The organism is Pseudoalteromonas sp. KJ63-1 (assembly GCF_055808145.1).
Genome location: NZ_JBVVRL010000002.1, coordinates 388,949 through 406,513 on the forward strand (window position 1 = coordinate 388,949; position 17,565 = coordinate 406,513).

The following is a 17,565-nucleotide window of genomic DNA, read 5'->3' on the forward strand; positions in this document are numbered from 1 at the left end:
AGAAGTAAGATGAAAAAATTAATATTATGTGTATTGTTCTTGTTTACTAACTTCGCCTATGCAGATTTTGCTATTATTGTGCATCCCTCAAATGAAAGTAGTTTTGATGAGTCTGTTATTAGCCGAATTTATACAGGAAAAGAAAAGTCATTTAGCAATGGTAATAAGATCATTCCAATATCTCAAGAATCAAGCAGTGCTGCAACCGAGCAATTTAATAGTAAATTACTCAATAAAACGTCTTCTCAGTTAAAAGCGTACTGGTCAAAACTGATTTTTACAGGAAAGGGCACACCGCCTAAAGAGTTAGAAAGTGACAGTGAAGTGATCAAAATGATCGCGGCTAACCCTAACACCATTGGCTTTGTCTCTTCATCGGCTGTATCGGATAACGTTAAAGTGGTTTTTACCTTTTAATCTGCAACTAAAAAGCGTGCTGGTTAATCAGCACGCTTTTTTTGTAATTGGTTAATTACATATGACGATGTTTATAAAATCTGACAGTTATTTTACTGTCACCATTGCTCTGCTCGTGTATCCTATAGGTTGTATATCATTTCTCATAAGTCTGTATGTCAAACTCAATCATTGCTGTTGAAAATATCGATACAACCGCCGTCACTTGTGCTAATTGCCAAGCGTGTTGTTGCCAATTAGAAGTGCGTATTGTTAGCGATACTGGTGTCCCTTTTCAGTATATTGATTACGACAAGTGGGGCAGTGAAGTAATGAAGCGCGGCGACGATGGTTGGTGCCAAGCACTCGATCGTAATACACTAATGTGTACTATTTACGAAAATCGCCCATTAACGTGTCGAGAATTCGAAATGGCGTCAGATGAATGTATTACCGAACGCGAGATTGCAGGAGTAGAATAAATTACTGCGCTATTACTCCGTTAACAAGTTAGCAGTTAGCTCTAATGCAAAATTGCTGTTAATTTTAGTATTTGCTAAAGCCTGACATATAAATAAATTTCTACACAATTCATTTGCCTACCCTACTTTTATAGTCTAATTTTTAAACTCATCCTAAAAATTTTAAGGTAGTGGTTTTTTCTTTTAAAGCCTCATTATGCGACTAACACTGATACATTCATTGCAAGGAAAAATGCTGCTTTATTTGGCATTTCCCGTAATGCTCATTATTACTGGTATCTTGAGTTACTGGTATTCAACCAGCCTTAATCAGGCCGTTATGCAAGCAAAGCTTAACTTGAGCCAGACCGCCGATACTATTGCTGCAAAAGTAAATGAAGAAACGCAGTTAGCAGTACGTACTACCGAAATTATGGCCTTAGCACAACAAAATGGATTGTTTGGTGATAGAGAGGCAAGTATTAACTTTGTTCGAGCAGTGCTTAAAATGAACCCTTCATTCGTAGGGGCTTCTTTTGGTTATGAGCCTAATGCCGATGATCAAGATCAAGCCTATGTGAATGCTTCGCCATTAAAAGAGGGCGTTTATGTAGACCAAACCGGTCGTTTTTTACCTTATTGGCATCGTGATTTTAGTGACTCTGAACGCTTGCTACTTGAGCCCTTGGTGGACATGGAATCTAGTCTTTATTATGAGGGAGTACGTCAACAGTTTTTACGTGATGGCAATACCGAGACGATGATCACTGAGCCTTATGTTTACGAGGGAAGAATGCTGGTTGAACAAAGCTCGCCCATTATCATTAACGATGAATTTGTTGGTATGGCAAGCGTAGATAGAGCACTTGCTGACATCACTGAATTTTTACAAACCATAAAGCAGCAATTAAAAATTGATGTTTTGCTACTCAGTCAACGCGACAACGTTATTGCAACGACATTGAATTACTCAGGATTAAAAACGAAAGCAATTTTAGATACTAATTATGCAAGTATAGCCAAGCAGCTAAAATCACAGGGACAAGAAAGAGAGGTGCTATCTGCTAACGATCCTTTTGATTCTGGGGTTTTCTATTTTGATAAGGCCAAGGTTGCCACTGGTAATTGGACAGTGATAGTGCGTCGCTCTGAAGCCGATATTATTGGGCCTATTCAAGCGCAATTTAAACCATTATTGGCAGCCGCTTTTGCAAGTGTATTACTGATTTTTTTACTCTTTTGGTATTTTATTAACAGAACAACTAAGCGAATTAATATTGCGATTAAATCTGTTGAACAGCTAGCTAATGGAGATTTATCCATTCATGCTCAAAAATATATGGCTCAAAAAGATGAGCTTGGCACTATGTTTAGAAGTTTTGAGCGTTTAATTAAAGCCAGTAAAGATATTGATCAGGTTTGCTCAGCTATAGCCAGTGGCGACTTTTCTCAAACTGTATCTAAGCGCGGCCCTCATGACCGTCTAAGTGATTCTATTAATTTAATGTCGAGTAAACGCTATGAGGCAGAACAAGCTTTACTTGAACAAACCATAAAGCTTCGCCGCACTCAACAAGAGCTTGTTGAAGCAGAAAAAATGTCATCACTTGGCAGTTTAGTTAGTGGCGTCGCACATGAAGTGAATACGCCATTAGGTGTTTGTGTAACTGCGACGTCGCATTTGAGAGAAATACTAATTGAAACTAAAAACAAAGTTGCTTCTGGCTCCTTGAGTAAAACGCAGTTTAGCGAGTTTATTACTGAAGTTGATTTAAGTTGTGACATTTTACTGAAAAATATGCAACGCGCCGCTGGTTTAATCAGCAGCTTTAAACGTGTTGCGGTTGATCAAACCACAGAAGAGCTCCGTAGCTTATATATTAGCCAATATTTTAATGAAGTGCTCAGAAGCCTGTATCACACAGTAAAAACGACAGAGATTGATATTAAGGTTACAGCAACCGAGCTTGAACCAGAGGTCTACTCTGATCCGGGGGCTTTAGCGCAAATTTTTACAAACTTAGTCATGAATTCTATTGTCCACGGCTATGGTAATGGCAATCGAAAAGGGCTAATCACGGTTCATATAGAATACTCAGAATATGTTCAAATTCATTATCAAGATGATGGATGCGGCTTGACTGAAGAAGCTCGAAAAAGAGTGTTTGATCCCTTTTACACCACAAATAGAGCGGGTGGCGGTAGCGGTTTAGGCATGAATATTGTGTATAACCTTGTTGTACACCGCTTGAAAGGGCAAATATTTGTAAAGAAAAAACAAACACCAGGTGTTTATTTTTTCATTCAATTTCCCTTAACGCTATCAACTCAATAATTAGCAGGGTGTGTTTATGGATTGGTTACAAGATGATGACGTTTTAAAGCAGGCTTTGGATATTGAAAACGTTGAACCATGGAAAATTTTAGTGGTGGATGACGATGATTCGGTGCACCAAGTAACTCAACTTGCAATGAAGCGCTTTGAATTTGAGCAACGCCCTATCGAGCTGCACAGTGTTTATAGTGCAGCTCAAGCAAAAGAAAAACTACAAAGCTCAGAACGCTATGCTTTAATTTTGCTCGATGTTGTTATGGAGACAGAGCATGCAGGCTTAGAGCTTGCTCGTTACATACGCCAAGACTTACAAAATGTGTACAGCCGAATTATTTTAAGAACCGGACAGCCAGGGGTTGCGCCAGAGCGCAGTGTTATCCGCGATTATGATATTGATGGCTATAAAGCAAAGAGCCAACTGCAAAGCCATGACCTTGAATTAATTTTTTATACTTCTTTGCGAGCGTATCGCGATATTTGCATGTTACAAACCCACCGCCATAATTTAAAGCGACTAATAAAAGCAATATCTACTATTACCCAAATTGGTGATTTATTTGAGTTTACCTCTGTTGTTATGGAAGAGCTTAAGTTAGTGCTGAATATGAGTGAGGCAAACCTCTATATTGATGCGCCTAAAGTATTTGGCATTTGCCAGCTAGATCAAAGATTACAAATGATTGAAGGAGAGATTTCTGGCATACATTTATTCACAGGCAATGGAATTGACAGTATTCCACAAAAACATCAAGAGTATTTTTTAAGAGCAAAGCAAACTAAGCAGAATTTTATAGCAGATGATCATTATGTTTATTTTCATCACTCCCAAAAAGGGCTCGATTCTATTTTAGCATTCCAATCATTACAACCGGTTAAAAAAGAAGCTCAGCAACTAGTCGATTTATTTTTAGGTAATGTGGTCTTAACATTTGAAAGCCTATTATTAGCCAATTCAGTTGAAGAAACACAACAGCTTGCTATATCGTTAATGGGTGGAGCGATGGAGTCACGCTCTAAAGAGACAGGTTCCCACGTGATCAGGGTAGGTTTATATGCCAAATTGTTAGCTGAGTTACATGATCAAAATAGAGCATATTGCGATAGAATTAGTTTAGCAGCGCAGTTGCACGATGTAGGAAAGGTTGGCGTTCCAGACTTGATTTTAAACAAACCTGCTAAATTAGACCCTGATGAATGGGAAATTATGAAACAGCACACCACCAAAGGCTGGGAAATACTCAAAGGTACGGGAAATCCTGTCATTGATATGGCGGCTAATATTGCGATTGATCATCATGAACGATGGGATGGAGCGGGTTATCCGCACGCTAAAAAACAGCAAGATATAAGTTTAGAGGGCCGAATTACTGCGATTGCTGATGTGTTCGATGCGTTATGTTGTCGTCGTTGTTATAAAGAGCCTTGGAGCATGGATGAAGCAAAAGCTGAGATAATTAAAGGCGCAGGTAATCATTTCGATCCGACGTTGGTTGAATTATTTGAATTGAATTTTAATGCGTTTAAACAAATTTATTTAGACAGGCCTGAGTAACGAGATTGTCGCTCCGATTGCGTTAGCCACAATCAAAGCGAACATAAGATTAATCGTATTTAGCTTCAAGTTCGTTGGCAGTATGAAACTTTTCGTGAGATTGTAATTGCTCATCGTATTTAACTAGGTTTTTAAAGTGCCCTAGTTGGCCAGCGTTTTTAACGATTTCAACAATAAACGACATCATAAAATCGGCACCAGTGAGAGTATCGCCCACTAAATAACGTTTGCCTTCAAGGCGGCTGTTAAAATAGCTAATTACTTTTGCGGTTTCAGCATCGGCATAGCCCTCTAAAAATTGCGTTTTAGCACCGTCTTTTTGCACAAACATTTTCAACAATAATGGTAAAATTGCAGAGCTTTCTGCAAAGTGAAGCCATTGTTGATAGTCTATAAATTCTGCAGTACCTGTGGCTGGTGCAAATTTACCTTTGCCATATTTAGTGATCAAATAATCTGTGATAGCGCCAGACTCGGCAATCACTAAGCCATCATCTTCTATAACCGGCGATTTACCCAGCGGATGCACACTTTTAAGCTCATCAGGGGCTAAAAAAGTTTCAGTATTGCGCTGATAAGCAACAATTTCGTAATCAACCTCAAGCTCTTCTAATAACCAAATAATACGTTTAGAACGAGACTTGTTTAAGTGGTGTAGTTTAATCATTTTCTTCCTTATTGAGCTGTGTTGAATTACAACACAGCCTGAATGTTATTATAGTGGGCTGTTAATCTTTACTACGGTTTTACCAAAGTTCTTCCCGCTGATCATGTCGTTAAATGCGCTGATGGTTTTTTCAAAACCATCTACAAGATGTTCGCGGTACTGAACTTTTCCGTCTTGCAGCCACTTTTGCATGTCTTGTGCAAATTCGTCATAACGGTGACCATAGTCATCAAAAATGATAAAGCCCTGCATTTTAATACGCTTAGTTAACAATTGTCCCATTAGCATACCTAATCTATCAGGACCTTCAGGCAAGCTGGTGGCATTATATTGCGATACCAAACCACAGATAGGCACGCGTGCTGAGGTATTAAGCAAAGGTAATACGGCATCAAATACTTTTCCGCCCACATTTTCATAATAAACATCAATGCCTTGATCACATGCCTTTTCTAATTGTTCAGCAAAATCTTTGGCTTTATGATCTATACACGCGTCAAAGCCAAGAGTTTCAACAGCATGAGCACATTTTTCGCTGCCACCGGCAACCCCAACTACTTTACAGCCTTTAATTTTAGCTATTTGACCAACCGTAGCACCCACAGGCCCGGTAGCTGCTGCAACAACCACGGTTTCACCTGCTTTAGGTGCGCCAATATCTAGTAAGCCCATGTAGGCGGTAAACCCAGGCATACCCATAATTCCTAAGGCATAAGACGGATTTGTTGGCTTTTTACCTAATGACATTAAGCCCTCGCCATTTGAGATAGCGTAAGTTTGCCAGCCTGTATACGCTAATACCCATTCGCCTTCGCTAAACTTATCGTTTTTAGATGATTCGACTTGGCAAACCGTTGCGCCAACCATTACATCACCAATTTCTACCGGATCGGCATATGATTTAGCATCGCTCATGCGGCCGCGCATGTAGGGGTCCAATGATAAATAAATAGTACGCAGCAATACTTCACCGTCCTTTAATGATGGTAACTCTACATTTTTAAGGTCAAAATTTTCATTAGTAGGGGCGCCATGTGGGCGTGATGCTAAAGTAAATTGACGACTGGTTATAGACATAAAAACCTCCAAATAAAGTGAAAAACCACCTACTACCGAATGTTTAAGCTTTAAAACTATACATTGCTCAACAATAATGCGCGGATAGGTAGAAAAAATATGTACCTTAATACACGAGCTTTGGGCGAGAGGTGGTTAATTCAACCGTCGAAAGGATTTAATTAGAACAATTACTCTGTTTTAGCACGCTAAATACATAGCTATCAAAATAGTGACCATTTTTATAAATTGCTTTCTTTAAAATAGCTTCGTTATTAAAGCCATTTTTAAGCAACGCGCTCATTGAGCCAACATTACCAGCAAATACAGCCGCATGAATACGGTTTAAGTTAGTACTTTCAAACACTTCTTTAGTAATCAACTCTATGGCTTGGGTAATAATACCTTGCCCCCAATACTGCTGACTAAGCCAATAACCTATTTCGCCACTGCGGCTATACTCAAATTCACCAGGAATAACACCAATACAACCAACACACAGGCCATCAACTTCAATGGCTTTAATGATGCCAAATTTTGCTCCCTCATTTACCCACCAGCTTGCATCTGCTTGGGTATAAGGAAATGGAATTTTAGAGGACAAATAGCGAGCTACTTGTTGATCGTTCAAAATGGTGACTATTTGGCAGGTATCGTGTTGTTTAAATGCTCGTAAAGTGATCATGCTACAAATGAGTTTGTTATTATCAGCCAATAACTTAGCAAGCTTTAAACGCTTAAACAATGAAAAACAATTCATTAAAATTAAAGTGTATACAGGTATAACTTTGTGTAAAACTCTTTTAAAATGTAAAAAACACCCAGACAGAGTCTCTATGCATCCTCATATCGAAGCCCTTTATAATAGCGCTAAAAAGCCCAGTCGTTTAATTATTGGTTTAATGAGTGGCACCTCTTTAGATGGTTTAGATGTGGCGCTATGTAAAATAACCGGTGCGGGTTTACATACACAAATAGAGGTTAAAAATTTTACTACGGTTGAATACAGCGACGAATATAAAACTAAAATAAAGCAGGTATTTGCTAAGCGCGAATGCGATTTAGAAGTGCTGACTTTATTACACCCTTGGGTGGGGAAACTCCATGGTGCTATGGTTAATCAGTGCTTGACTGCATGGGGTATTGACCCTGCGAGTATTGATGCCATCGCAAGCCACGGGCAAACTATTTATCACTGTCCGCAGTCGCAGCATAACCATCATGACTTTAAACATGGCACCTTGCAAATAGGTGATAGTGACCAAATAGCAGTTACGACAGGCATTACCACTGTTGGCGATTTTAGGCAAAAGCACATAGCCGCAGGAGGTGAAGGCGCACCTTTAGCGGTATATGGCGATTATTTATTTTTTGCCAGCCCTGATGAAAACCGCATTTTATTAAACATGGGTGGCATTGCAAATTTAACGTTTTTACCTAAAAACGGTGATACTAGTAGCGTGTTTAGTAGCGACATAGGCCCAGGTAACACCATTATGGATGCCTACGTACAGTCTTATTTTAAAGGGCTGCATTATGATGAGGGCGCAAAGCTTGCCAAAGCAGGCAAGGTGAATGCAAAACTGCTAAAAGCGCTCAGCGATAATGCGTTTTTTAAATTACCACTGCCAAAAACAACAGGGCCTGAGGTGTTTAATTTAGCCTTATTACGCGCAGCCCAAGCCCAAACCGCAACCCAAGATTTAATCCATGAAGATGTGTTGGCGACATTAAATGCGCTTTCTGCGACTACGATTGCTAGGGCGTTAAATGACTGTGCTGAAGGGGTTCAAAACTGTGTGGTATATGCCAGTGGTGGAGGAATTCATAATCCATTATTGATGGAGCAATTACTAATACACTGCCCAAATATTAAGGCGTTTAAGAATACTGATGATTTAGGTGTTCACCCCGATGCCAAAGAGGCGGTGCTGTTTGCTATTTTGGCAAACGAATGTTTAGCAGGGCAGCGACAAAGTGCAAAAAATAAAAGGGGTGGAATTTTAGATATTACTATGGGTAAAGTGAGCTTTGCTGATTAACTAATTAAAGCTTAATGGAAAAGTTTATAACAAGAGCTAAAAAAGTGAGATTAAAGCTGTTCCCACACTGGCAAGGTACTGACGAACGCGATGAGGCTTTGGCGGCGTAATCGTATTTATTGGTACAGTATATCCATTACCAAATTGGTTAATGTGCATATCAAACTGCAAGCTATTTTTTAACGTACCGTGTTTACCATGCAAAATCATTTGCATTACAAAACCACGACGGTGCGCTATTTGACTTAACCTAAGCGTGACTCGTCCTTGCTCTAAATCAAGTTGGCTGAGCTTTTTTTCTGTGTAGTACTGAGCTTCACGTGCGTTTGGCAACGTTGCGCTAAGTGAAATAATATCACCTTCATGGGCAGCCTCAGGCAAAACGCATTGCAAAGCAATTTGATGCTGGCTATTGGCCTGCTGTGACAGCGTTTCAAATTCCATGCTGTGGCTCAGTGCCGCAGAGATAGGATCTTCAAATGACGGTAGTGCAAAGGTTAATTGCACCATGGATTCACTCATGGGGGCTTATAAAACTATATTGACTAATAATGCAGCTATTATCGCTGATGATTATTGCATAATTATGACTAAGCTAAAGCGCTTAATACAAATGCTAGTTTTAATTGTAATTTTGAACTAAAGGTATTGTTTTAAATCAGTATTATATTTACGGAATAAATTATAATAGCCGCTCAATAACCACTGCGATAAACGTATATACAATTTAAGAATGGATTAACGTCTTACCTCAGCGATAAAAAACAATACTCTTACTGAATTTTTTGTTAATTGCGCCAGTTTTTTATTGTTAAATAATGGGTGCTTTTTTGTTTTTGTTTCAATTTTGCAACAAAATAGCTTGAAAAAAAACCAAGCTAGCCATAAAGTGCAGTTAAGGGCCCAAATACATAACACACTACCAAACGGGTTGTGAGAAATTAGATGGCACTAATAAAAAATAATTTATGGAAACTCTTTTGTTTTTTGCTATTGGGCGGTCTAGTCCTATTAAGCGTTTTGTTGGCTTATGAATGGCGAAATATCGAAAAAGAATACCGCACAAGCTCCCAAAATCGTGTGGATTTCTCTGCGCAAGCACTTAAAAGCACCCTCAGAAATAAAGAGCTTATGCTGGATCTAATTGGCAGAGATATTCTTTCAAACAATAACTTACCCGAGAAAACATCAACAATAAAACTCCTCGACAATATTTTACTAGAAAACCCTGTGTTATTAGGCTTTGGACTGTTTAATCCCCAAGGGGAAATTATTTACTACAGTTCAAATTTAAATGCCTCAACAATGATCAACCTTAAGAAAAATGAAAAAACCCGTCAAAGTTTTGCACAAACTCTTAGTTCAGACAAAATGGTGGTAGGGCAAACTTATTTTAATCAGTCGTTACAAGAATGGGTTATTCCAATAAGGAAGTCATTACGCGACAAAAGTGGCTCTGTGATTGCTGTAATGACTGCAGGATTGGCTGTATCAAGAGGCGCTAAGTACCTCAATATTTTGCAAAGTAATAGTGACGATTACATTATCATAGCAAGAGAGATTGATGGTTTTATTCAATACACTTCCGTAAAAGATGCAGACATAGCTAGCTATACAAAAACCAAAATTAAGCAGGCGTTAGGGTTATCTGATAATTCTTTGATAAAGCAAACGGGCAAGGATAAAGAAATATTTAAATCCTCAGGAGAGGTGTTTAGTATTGATACACATATAGGAGATAAACCTTATATCACATCTGCAAAATTTGATAATCGCTATCAGTTATGGACACTCTCAAACAGAGCGATGCAGCCAATAAAAAGTGTATTTTATTGGAAGGTCTGTTGGTATTCTTTCATTTATTTACTGATTTGTACGCTCTTATATTTTGGTTTTAGGTTTATTGCTCGTGCTGAGCAAAAACGGATTGATGAGCTATTTTATCTTTCTCGTAATGATGATTTAACTAAGTTACCTAATCGAAAAGCACTGCGTGATAGTTTTGAAGCGAAAAAAGAGACATCGTTTAGCTTAGCAATTATAAACATTACCAATTTACGTTCGATGAATAATCGCTTCGGTATGGAGTACAGTGATAAGGCAATTAAAACCTATGCTGCAATGTTGCAAGCGACATTTGCAGCTCCATATTTGGTTTTTAGAAACAGTGGCAATGAATTTTGCATTATTACACCGCATTTATTGGATGAACAAAACAGGCATGTGTTTGAACAAAGCCTAGCGTCCAGCATTCAACATTACGAAGTTAATAACTCTGAACGTCTTTTAAATATTAGTGTCGGTGTGGCCAACTACCCAGAGCATGGCACAAACAAAAGTAAACTAGTGCGCAGCGCACATTTGGCTAATCAATGGGCAAAAGATACAGGACAGTGGCTGTGCCATTACCATGCAGGTATAAAACAAGCTTATTTACGCCGTTTAAAAGTAGAAGAGCGGTTGAATGTAGCGCTAAGTGAGCAATCATTCTCTATGGCCTATCAGTGCCAAGTAAATGAACAGGGTAAAATTCATGCTATGGAAGCACTAATTCGTTGGCATGATAGCGAGTTGGGTATGGTTTCACCTGCTGAGTTTATTGCTATTGCGGAGCAAAGTGATTTAATTTTTAAAATCGGTGACTTTGTTTTGTCGCGCTCTATTAGTGAATTTGCAACGATGCAACAACATAACGATACGCCTCTTGAACTAGCAATCAACATTTCTGTGATGCAATTTCAAAGCAGTGCTTTTATTCCTAAGTTATTGCAAAGTATAGAGGCGCACAATGTTGCTCCGCGCAGTATCATTTTAGAAATTACAGAGTCACTGTTTATGGATAACCTTGAACATGTGATTGAAACTATACTGAGCTTAAAATCGCGTGGAATACGTTTCTCGATGGATGATTTTGGTACAGGCTATTCATCACTGAGTTTATTAAGACGCCTGCCCATAGATGAACTTAAAATAGATAAAAGCTTTGTAGATGATATTTTAATAGATCCTAAGTCTATCAGCATGGTGCAAAGTATTATTGCCATTGCCAACAGCCATAACATAAGCGTTATCGCTGAAGGCGTGGAAGAGCAGGCACAATTTGATATGTTAGTGGATATTGGCTGTAAACGTTTTCAGGGGTATTACTTTTACAAACCTGTGAACGCCACTTCTGTAATTGAATACCTGCAAGCTAACTAGTAGCCGCGCGACTAAGGCGATCATTCACTGCAGCCCACTCACTGATTACTGGCGGCTTTTCGATATAAATATTCAATGGGGTCGTCTCATCAATAAGATGCAGTGCTTTATACATATTTTTAGCGTATTCAATAGGGCAACTACTGAGCTTAGTAATACGTTCTGATGGAATGTCGCCCGCTAATAATTGCTGTTGCACTTGAGTCGAATAGATTAAATAGTGACTTTTACCCTGAGAGTTTTCACTCAAAATTTTAGCGAAATCTTCAGTATTAGCCAACATGGCTGGTGCATGAGGCTGATAATGCGCTTTTACATTACCCGGCACCACTTCGTTATGTGAATGTGGCGTGCTGACATGCAGTCCAGTTTTTTGCAAAATATCAGATGCTGAAATTGGTCCTGGGCGTAATATGCGTAACTGCTCTGAGCTGGCATCGACAATAGTCGATTCAATACCTACATTGCATTCGCCTCCTTGTAATACCGCACTAATACTACCATTCAAATCGCGCATAACATGAGCTGCGTTGATTGGGCTCAATTGCTTGTATCGATTAGCCGAGGGAGCTGCAAGACCAGTATTTAATTGTTTTAGTACCGCTAAAAACTCAGGATGCGCAGGCACGCGAAGTCCAATGGTGGGCAAGCCGCCTGTTACCGGACTATTTAAATCATCTTTAGCATTTAAAATTAGGGTGAGTGGGCCAGGCCAAAATGCATCAGCAAGCGTGATGGCTGCCTTATTTACATTTTTTGCCCAGTGATGCACATGTGACTGATTGGGAATATGCACAATGAGCGGGTGATTTGTTGGGCGTCCTTTCGCTGCAAATATTTTCGCTACAGCATCACTATTAGTCGCATCTGCGGCTAAGCCATATACGGTTTCTGTGGGTAAAGCGACGCATTCGCCAGCTTTTAATAATGCAACGGCTTGGTTAATACGCTCTTCAGTATTTAATAATTGAGTCGGTTGTATTGATGTCATAATAACTCTTAAGGATTACAAAAATGGCAATATGTTGCATCGGCAACGTGTTTCTCATTCGCTTCAATATGGTTATAGCCGCAGCTATCACACAAAGAGGTTGTTGATTTTACTTGTTGTGTGGGCATGTTACACAGCTCACAGGGCAAGCCTTTAGTGAGTTGTTTGGCAACAAAGTTAGCACACTGGCATTGTGGACATTTTGATGCCAACCGCCTTGCTAAGTCCTCGGCAGCGAGGCGAATAATAGCTTGGCGTTGCGGGCTATACATAGCTCTTAAATCAGGCGTGATTATGCCGGCTTTGGGCACTTTTTCTTTAAATAAAGCAACCAAGCCTTCAAAGCTTAGCCCTTTAAAAAGTGTTTGAGTGTCATCAAGTATCCAGTGCTGCTCTTTAAAGCGCTGGCATGCGACCGTGATTGATTCAACATTAGTCTCGCTGTTAATGGTTAAGCTGCTGGGTGAAAATGGCCCGCCTGCATGTCCATAAATAGCGATGTCTGTGCGTTTATCGTAAAAACAAATTACTTCTTCATCCCAGTTCATTAACCCAGGGTATGGGCCACCTCCAAAGCTGCCTTCACTACCAAGCCCATATTGCTCGCCAGTGAGTTCACACGCTTGTTGAGCTTTTATTAGTGCCGCTATTTGGGCACTGCAATCACGCTGCACTTCATTAGTAAACATCCCAAGCGTATCGGTATCAAATAGACTGGTTGTTACCACATTATAGCCAAGTGGCTTCAATTCGGGTGCGATCAAAGGTGCCTTTTTATGTTTAGTGGCAATGACGGCGTTTAACATTAATTATATCTGCTCTGTGGAGGGGGCAATTGCAATGAAGTGTCCATTTTCAAAGCGCTCTAGCGTATTGTCATCGCCCCAACGAATGAGTGTTAGCCAATGGTTATCAATTAGTTCCTTCACCATCGTATGCTTGTTATAAATTGCTGAGATTGCTGATTGTGGCGCAGCAATATATACATTAAGGCGAATAGGTTCGTGCATCCATTTATCGCCATTGTGTAGCGATTGCATGGCCAAGCCAATGCACAGATCGCCGCCATTACCTTCAAATAAGCCAATATTACCGCCCACAGCATTGTGAAGTATTTTATTACCACTGCCGTATTTGTGATTGTCGTTAACCGAGGCATTATATTGGCTATTGATCCAATGGGTGACTATCATAGGCGCGGTCATAATAAGCTCTAATATTGCAAAGTCGTTATCGCTTTCCCACTCATAATCGTGTAAGAAACAGCGTCCCTGTAAGTTAATATTTCGCGTCCATGCGCGCGGCGCGACAATAAAGGCGGCATTATTTGCAAGCCCCCATTCAGGGCGGACCTGCGACCAATCGCGGGCACGTTGATGATAAGCGTGATTAATTTTATCCGCTGATTTATCAACCAGCTTTGGCTCTATATTAACTAAGCGCTCTTGCTGAGCTGTTTGTGTTGCCACACTGAGCCATTTTTTTAGATTATCATCCAATTGAGCATCATAGATGGTGATCGCATCTGTGGTTGTATTATGAATGGCTGCAATAAACTGGGTGTTTTCTGACAGTGTGAGTCCGCGAGTTTTAAGTGCTTGGCGTACTTGAGTATCGTTAAGTAGGCTTGCGAGCACTCTCACATTTACTTCACCACTTTGCCCGCCACAGGCGCCGCAATCTAGGCCTGCACTGTGTAAGTTATTGGTTGTATGGCTAGCGTGACCCACTAACATTACCTGTGGTGCCAACGCTTTTATACCTAGGGTTGTAAGCACTTTTTGGGCTAAATCGGTTTTGTCTTTTAGGGTAAGTTGCTGCTGGTTTTGTGTTAATTGCCAGTCAGTCGGAGTGCACTTTTTAGCATTGCCTTTAGATAAAAAGGTATTTTTTATTAGTTTAAATGCGTATAGCCAACCTGCTGATTCAACCATAGAAAACGATGAAGGGGCCGATTTTGACCAGCTTTGCCATGTGGCACTATTTTGGCGTGAAGCTTCAAGCGTCGCATCTTTGTGAGTTTGTGTGGCATGTATAGCTGGTTTAAGTAGCCCAGGGAGCTGTGGGCGAGTAATAGCACTGCCATTTTCTTGATATTCCAGCGGTAAACCAAAAAAACCAGCAAAGCCAAAAGTTTCAATATGTTGACTTTGAGACTCTAGCGCACGGCGAATCACTTCCGAGCGAACATCAATACAAAACACCGCTTGTAATTGAGCGTTTTTCACGGGGGCTTTAGTCGCGGTTTGCAGCGCATCATTAAGTGGATATTGAAAACTGAGTTCTAGCGCTTTTGCCCACACCCATAATGGTTTTTGCGCTAGTTTATGTGCATGTAAGCGCTCAATGACAAGCGCTTTTTCTTGTTGCCACTGACTTTGTAGTTGCTTAAATGTAGCACTATCGTGATTGGCTAGGTACTGCCAAATCACTAGGTCCCATGCCATGCGCATGGCCAGAAGTTGCTTCATCTCATTTGTTGGCGTGTCGTAAAGCTGACCTTGAAAACGCAAATACGCAAGCCAAGATGCCCAGCCGTTAATATCTAAAAGCAGTGAGTGAGCGTATAACTCTAACGAATCATTGTCTATATTAAGCGTTTTAAGGGTCAGTGCAATCAGTTCATCTGCGCATGTAGGTAATTGCTTAAAGTAGCCATTTAAATGCCGCTCATCCATAACAATGCTAATGCCTTTATCCGCTTGAATAACAGTTAGCCAATGGCGATATAATTCAGATGGGGCTTGAGTATCATTACGATGCAGCATAGGACCGAGTTGTTGATAATGCGCCGCACAAAACTGACTTAATTGATGAGTAATTTCATCATGCCAAGCCATTTTATGCTTATTACGTTGCTGGTCGAGTAAATCAGCAATGTTGTGCCAGTCCACTAATGGCACATCAATCTTAAGCGCTTGTAATAGTTGCTCTTTATTAAAGTCACTATTAAGTAGCGTTGCGGCATCGGCTAAGTATTTGTCGGTAATTATGCCGGTGTTATATTTTTGCAGATAAAAATCACTAGGCATTAGCATGTTGGTATTACATAAGGTATCCAGTCGTGCGCTTACATCTTCAATTGGCATATGGCGCATTTCCCAAAATGGGTTAACTGCAATCATCTGATCTAACGGCCAGTTTGGTGCTATGTAACCGCATACTTTATTAAGTAGGCTATTTTGACTGTCGCTTAGCGAGAGTGCTCTATTATCTGAAGGCGTTAGAGTGCTCATTTTGATTCCTCAATAGTGATCCCAGCGGCATGATTTTTTAAATCAGTGTGGCCATTATTAGGCAAATTTATCGGCCATATTTTTAGTGTTAATCGTGTAAACCACTCATCTAAATACAAGCCTGCAAATAATAAAGTAGATAACGATTTAACCTGAGGGCGCCAAGATTGATAGCGCAAACAGTAGCTTGCTATCATTAAGGTTAAAATAAGGGCTATTACCCAACTGTCGGCCAGGCTAAATGCAGGTTCACGCCACTGCTCAAGGGGAAGTGCAAACGCAAAGATATTTTTAGCCGCTACATAGCTAAAGACCACTAATAGTGCAATTAACAGTTTTTTACTGCGTGTTTTAGCCGTAGCTGTACCATGCTGATTTGCAAGCAAAATGGTTAACGCTGATGCTAAAAGCAACCAAATACTTACCGCTCCCTGATAAGAGCTGATAAACCATGCTGCGCCAACGATTATTATTGAAATAAGCGCACCGGCTAACCAGTCAAAGCATACGGGTGATTGTTTTGGCATATGGCGGCGGATAAGATCTTCATTTACGCCATTACCTGAGTTTAAAAATGCGAAAGCTTTATAAGTTGAGTGGGTAACAAGGTGAAGTAAAGCCAGTTCAAATAACCCCAGCGCACACTCTACCAGCATTAAGCCCATTTGCGCACTGGTAGACCAAGCAAGCCGAACTTTAACGCTTATTCGGGTGGTCATTATTAATGCGCTGATCACCGTAGTTAAGCCAGCAACAATTAAAATTAACCATTGTGCTGCGCTAGCTTGAATAAACAAAGGCGCAAATAAAATTAATAAAAAGCCTCCTAAATTAATGACTCCCGCATGTAATAACGCGCTCACCGGTGTCGGTACTTCAACCACTTTAATTAGCCAGCCGTGTATTGGGAGTTGAGCGCATTTTATTAAAGCCGCAAAGGCAATTAAAAAAGCGGCGACTTGCTCTGCAAAAGACAGTGGTAGTGTGGTGGTGTTATAAAAGGCGGTTATATCACTTATGTACAGGCTATTGTGAGTGAACCACAAAATACCAAATGCAATTAGTAATAAGGATTCGGCAACACGTGCCACAATAAATTTTTTATGGGCGGCAAGCACCGCTCGTGGGCGCTCAGGGTAAAACATTAAAAGTTTATGTAGTGCTAAACTTATCGCCACCCAGCCTAGCCAAAATAGCGCTAAGTGGTTACTCATAACCACAACTAATACGGCAGTGATGGTAAGTAGTAGCCATCGCCAAAAGTAGTTTACACGTGGCTCACCTTGCATATAGTGCTTACAAAAGCGAATTAATATTAGCGTGATAAATAATATAAGCCCCAGCATAATAATTCGGGTCATGGTCAGCGATAAGAAACTGAGTAAATTAAAAGCATAAATTTGATGAAGCGTAATAGCTGTTATAAATGCAAGGCTATTAAACACCATTACTTTAAACAGCACATGACCATTTGAAGCGCGCGATTGTTGGCCAATTAACCAGGCTGCTATAAATGTGCTTAAAGGCATTATTAGCAGTAACAACGAAATAATATACTCACTCATTCAGTGCTCCTTATTTAGTGAGCAAAGTATGGCAAACTAGATAACTAAATAAAAATAGATATA

14 protein-coding genes are annotated in these 17,565 nt (G+C 40.0%); 6 read left to right on the plus strand and 8 right to left on the minus strand.

Annotated features, from left to right (window positions below):
- The first annotated feature begins 9 nt into the window (after positions 1-9).
- The 4 genes from AC0L7Q_RS18180 to AC0L7Q_RS18195 all read left to right on the plus strand — a co-directional run bounded on the left by AC0L7Q_RS18180 (position 10) and on the right by AC0L7Q_RS18195 (position 4,744).
- Positions 10-417, plus strand: a complete 408-nt coding sequence (locus AC0L7Q_RS18180; protein WP_409425614.1) for a substrate-binding domain-containing protein — start codon at positions 10-12, stop codon at positions 415-417.
- 155 nt (positions 418-572) lie between these two features.
- Positions 573-878 (plus strand): YkgJ family cysteine cluster protein, encoded by a 306-nt coding sequence (locus AC0L7Q_RS18185; protein WP_409425615.1) that lies wholly within the window; start codon positions 573-575, stop codon positions 876-878.
- 196 nt (positions 879-1,074) lie between these two features.
- Positions 1,075-3,192 (plus strand): ATP-binding protein, encoded by a 2,118-nt coding sequence (locus AC0L7Q_RS18190; protein WP_409425616.1) that lies wholly within the window; start codon positions 1,075-1,077, stop codon positions 3,190-3,192.
- A 16-nt stretch (positions 3,193-3,208) separates the two neighbouring features.
- A complete protein-coding gene (locus AC0L7Q_RS18195; RefSeq protein ID WP_409425617.1) occupies positions 3,209-4,744 on the plus strand; it encodes an HD domain-containing phosphohydrolase in 1,536 nt (511 codons plus the stop codon).
- 49 nt (positions 4,745-4,793) lie between these two features.
- Here AC0L7Q_RS18195 and AC0L7Q_RS18200 read toward each other — a convergent pair whose 3' ends face one another.
- The 3 genes from AC0L7Q_RS18200 to AC0L7Q_RS18210 all read right to left on the minus strand — a co-directional run bounded on the left by AC0L7Q_RS18200 (position 4,794) and on the right by AC0L7Q_RS18210 (position 7,152).
- Positions 4,794-5,411, minus strand: coding sequence for a glutathione S-transferase family protein (locus AC0L7Q_RS18200; RefSeq protein WP_413403499.1), 618 nt, complete (start codon positions 5,409-5,411; stop codon positions 4,794-4,796).
- Between the two features lie 48 nt (positions 5,412-5,459).
- Positions 5,460-6,488: an NADP-dependent oxidoreductase gene (locus tag AC0L7Q_RS18205; RefSeq protein WP_413403501.1), complete on the minus strand. Its 1,029-nt coding sequence runs from the start codon at positions 6,486-6,488 to the stop codon at positions 5,460-5,462.
- Between the two features lie 157 nt (positions 6,489-6,645).
- Complete coding sequence (locus AC0L7Q_RS18210; RefSeq protein WP_409426131.1) at positions 6,646-7,152, minus strand: GNAT family N-acetyltransferase; 507 nt, start codon at positions 7,150-7,152, stop codon at positions 6,646-6,648.
- 151 nt (positions 7,153-7,303) lie between these two features.
- Between AC0L7Q_RS18210 and AC0L7Q_RS18215 the strand changes: the two genes are divergently transcribed.
- A complete protein-coding gene (locus AC0L7Q_RS18215) occupies positions 7,304-8,509 on the plus strand; it encodes an anhydro-N-acetylmuramic acid kinase (protein WP_413403503.1) in 1,206 nt (401 codons plus the stop codon).
- Between the two features lie 36 nt (positions 8,510-8,545).
- Here AC0L7Q_RS18215 and AC0L7Q_RS18220 read toward each other — a convergent pair whose 3' ends face one another.
- On the minus strand, positions 8,546-9,031 hold the full coding sequence (locus AC0L7Q_RS18220) for a hypothetical protein (RefSeq protein ID WP_198522863.1): 486 nt from the start codon (positions 9,029-9,031) through the stop codon (positions 8,546-8,548).
- A 501-nt stretch (positions 9,032-9,532) separates the two neighbouring features.
- Between AC0L7Q_RS18220 and AC0L7Q_RS18225 the strand changes: the two genes are divergently transcribed.
- Positions 9,533-11,710, plus strand: a complete 2,178-nt coding sequence (locus AC0L7Q_RS18225) for a bifunctional diguanylate cyclase/phosphodiesterase (protein ID WP_409425621.1) — start codon at positions 9,533-9,535, stop codon at positions 11,708-11,710.
- On the opposite strand, the gene AC0L7Q_RS18230 is transcribed toward AC0L7Q_RS18225, so the two are convergent.
- Genes AC0L7Q_RS18230 through AC0L7Q_RS18245 form a run of 4 tightly spaced genes read right to left on the minus strand, consistent with a single transcriptional unit; the run spans position 11,703 to position 17,502 of the window.
- Positions 11,703-12,701 (minus strand): L-threonylcarbamoyladenylate synthase, encoded by a 999-nt coding sequence (locus tag AC0L7Q_RS18230; protein WP_409425622.1) that lies wholly within the window; start codon positions 12,699-12,701, stop codon positions 11,703-11,705. The genes AC0L7Q_RS18225 and AC0L7Q_RS18230 overlap by 8 nt on opposite strands.
- Positions 12,702-12,709: 8 nt before the next feature.
- Positions 12,710-13,507 (minus strand): DUF6671 family protein, encoded by a 798-nt coding sequence (locus tag AC0L7Q_RS18235; RefSeq protein ID WP_409425623.1) that lies wholly within the window; start codon positions 13,505-13,507, stop codon positions 12,710-12,712.
- Between the two features lie 3 nt (positions 13,508-13,510).
- Complete coding sequence (locus AC0L7Q_RS18240) at positions 13,511-15,937, minus strand: DUF2309 domain-containing protein (protein WP_409425624.1); 2,427 nt, start codon at positions 15,935-15,937, stop codon at positions 13,511-13,513.
- Positions 15,934-17,502, minus strand: coding sequence for an NADH-quinone oxidoreductase subunit L (locus tag AC0L7Q_RS18245; protein WP_409425625.1), 1,569 nt, complete (start codon positions 17,500-17,502; stop codon positions 15,934-15,936). The genes AC0L7Q_RS18240 and AC0L7Q_RS18245 overlap by 4 nt, the downstream gene beginning before the upstream one ends.
- Positions 17,503-17,565: the final 63 nt, after the last annotated feature.

Excerpts from the sequence above, each read along its gene's own strand:
- AC0L7Q_RS18180 (WP_409425614.1), top strand. The coding sequence starts at position 10 with ATGAAAAAATTAATATTATGTGTATTGTTCTTGTTTACTAACTTCGCC.
- AC0L7Q_RS18205 (WP_413403501.1), bottom strand. The coding sequence starts at position 6,488 with ATGTCTATAACCAGTCGTCAATTTACTTTAGCATCACGCCCACATGGC.
- AC0L7Q_RS18215 (WP_413403503.1), top strand. The coding sequence starts at position 7,304 with ATGCATCCTCATATCGAAGCCCTTTATAATAGCGCTAAAAAGCCCAGT.
- AC0L7Q_RS18245 (WP_409425625.1), bottom strand. The coding sequence starts at position 17,502 with ATGAGTGAGTATATTATTTCGTTGTTACTGCTAATAATGCCTTTAAGC.
- AC0L7Q_RS18210 (WP_409426131.1), bottom strand. The coding sequence starts at position 7,152 with ATGATCACTTTACGAGCATTTAAACAACACGATACCTGCCAAATAGTC.
- AC0L7Q_RS18220 (WP_198522863.1), bottom strand. The coding sequence starts at position 9,031 with ATGAGTGAATCCATGGTGCAATTAACCTTTGCACTACCGTCATTTGAA.
- AC0L7Q_RS18190 (WP_409425616.1), top strand. The coding sequence starts at position 1,075 with ATGCGACTAACACTGATACATTCATTGCAAGGAAAAATGCTGCTTTAT.
- AC0L7Q_RS18240 (WP_409425624.1), bottom strand. The coding sequence starts at position 15,937 with ATGAGCACTCTAACGCCTTCAGATAATAGAGCACTCTCGCTAAGCGAC.
- AC0L7Q_RS18195 (WP_409425617.1), top strand. The coding sequence starts at position 3,209 with ATGGATTGGTTACAAGATGATGACGTTTTAAAGCAGGCTTTGGATATT.
- AC0L7Q_RS18235 (WP_409425623.1), bottom strand. The coding sequence starts at position 13,507 with ATGTTAAACGCCGTCATTGCCACTAAACATAAAAAGGCACCTTTGATC.
- AC0L7Q_RS18185 (WP_409425615.1), top strand. The coding sequence starts at position 573 with ATGTCAAACTCAATCATTGCTGTTGAAAATATCGATACAACCGCCGTC.
- AC0L7Q_RS18230 (WP_409425622.1), bottom strand. The coding sequence starts at position 12,701 with ATGACATCAATACAACCGACTCAATTATTAAATACTGAAGAGCGTATT.
- AC0L7Q_RS18200 (WP_413403499.1), bottom strand. The coding sequence starts at position 5,411 with ATGATTAAACTACACCACTTAAACAAGTCTCGTTCTAAACGTATTATT.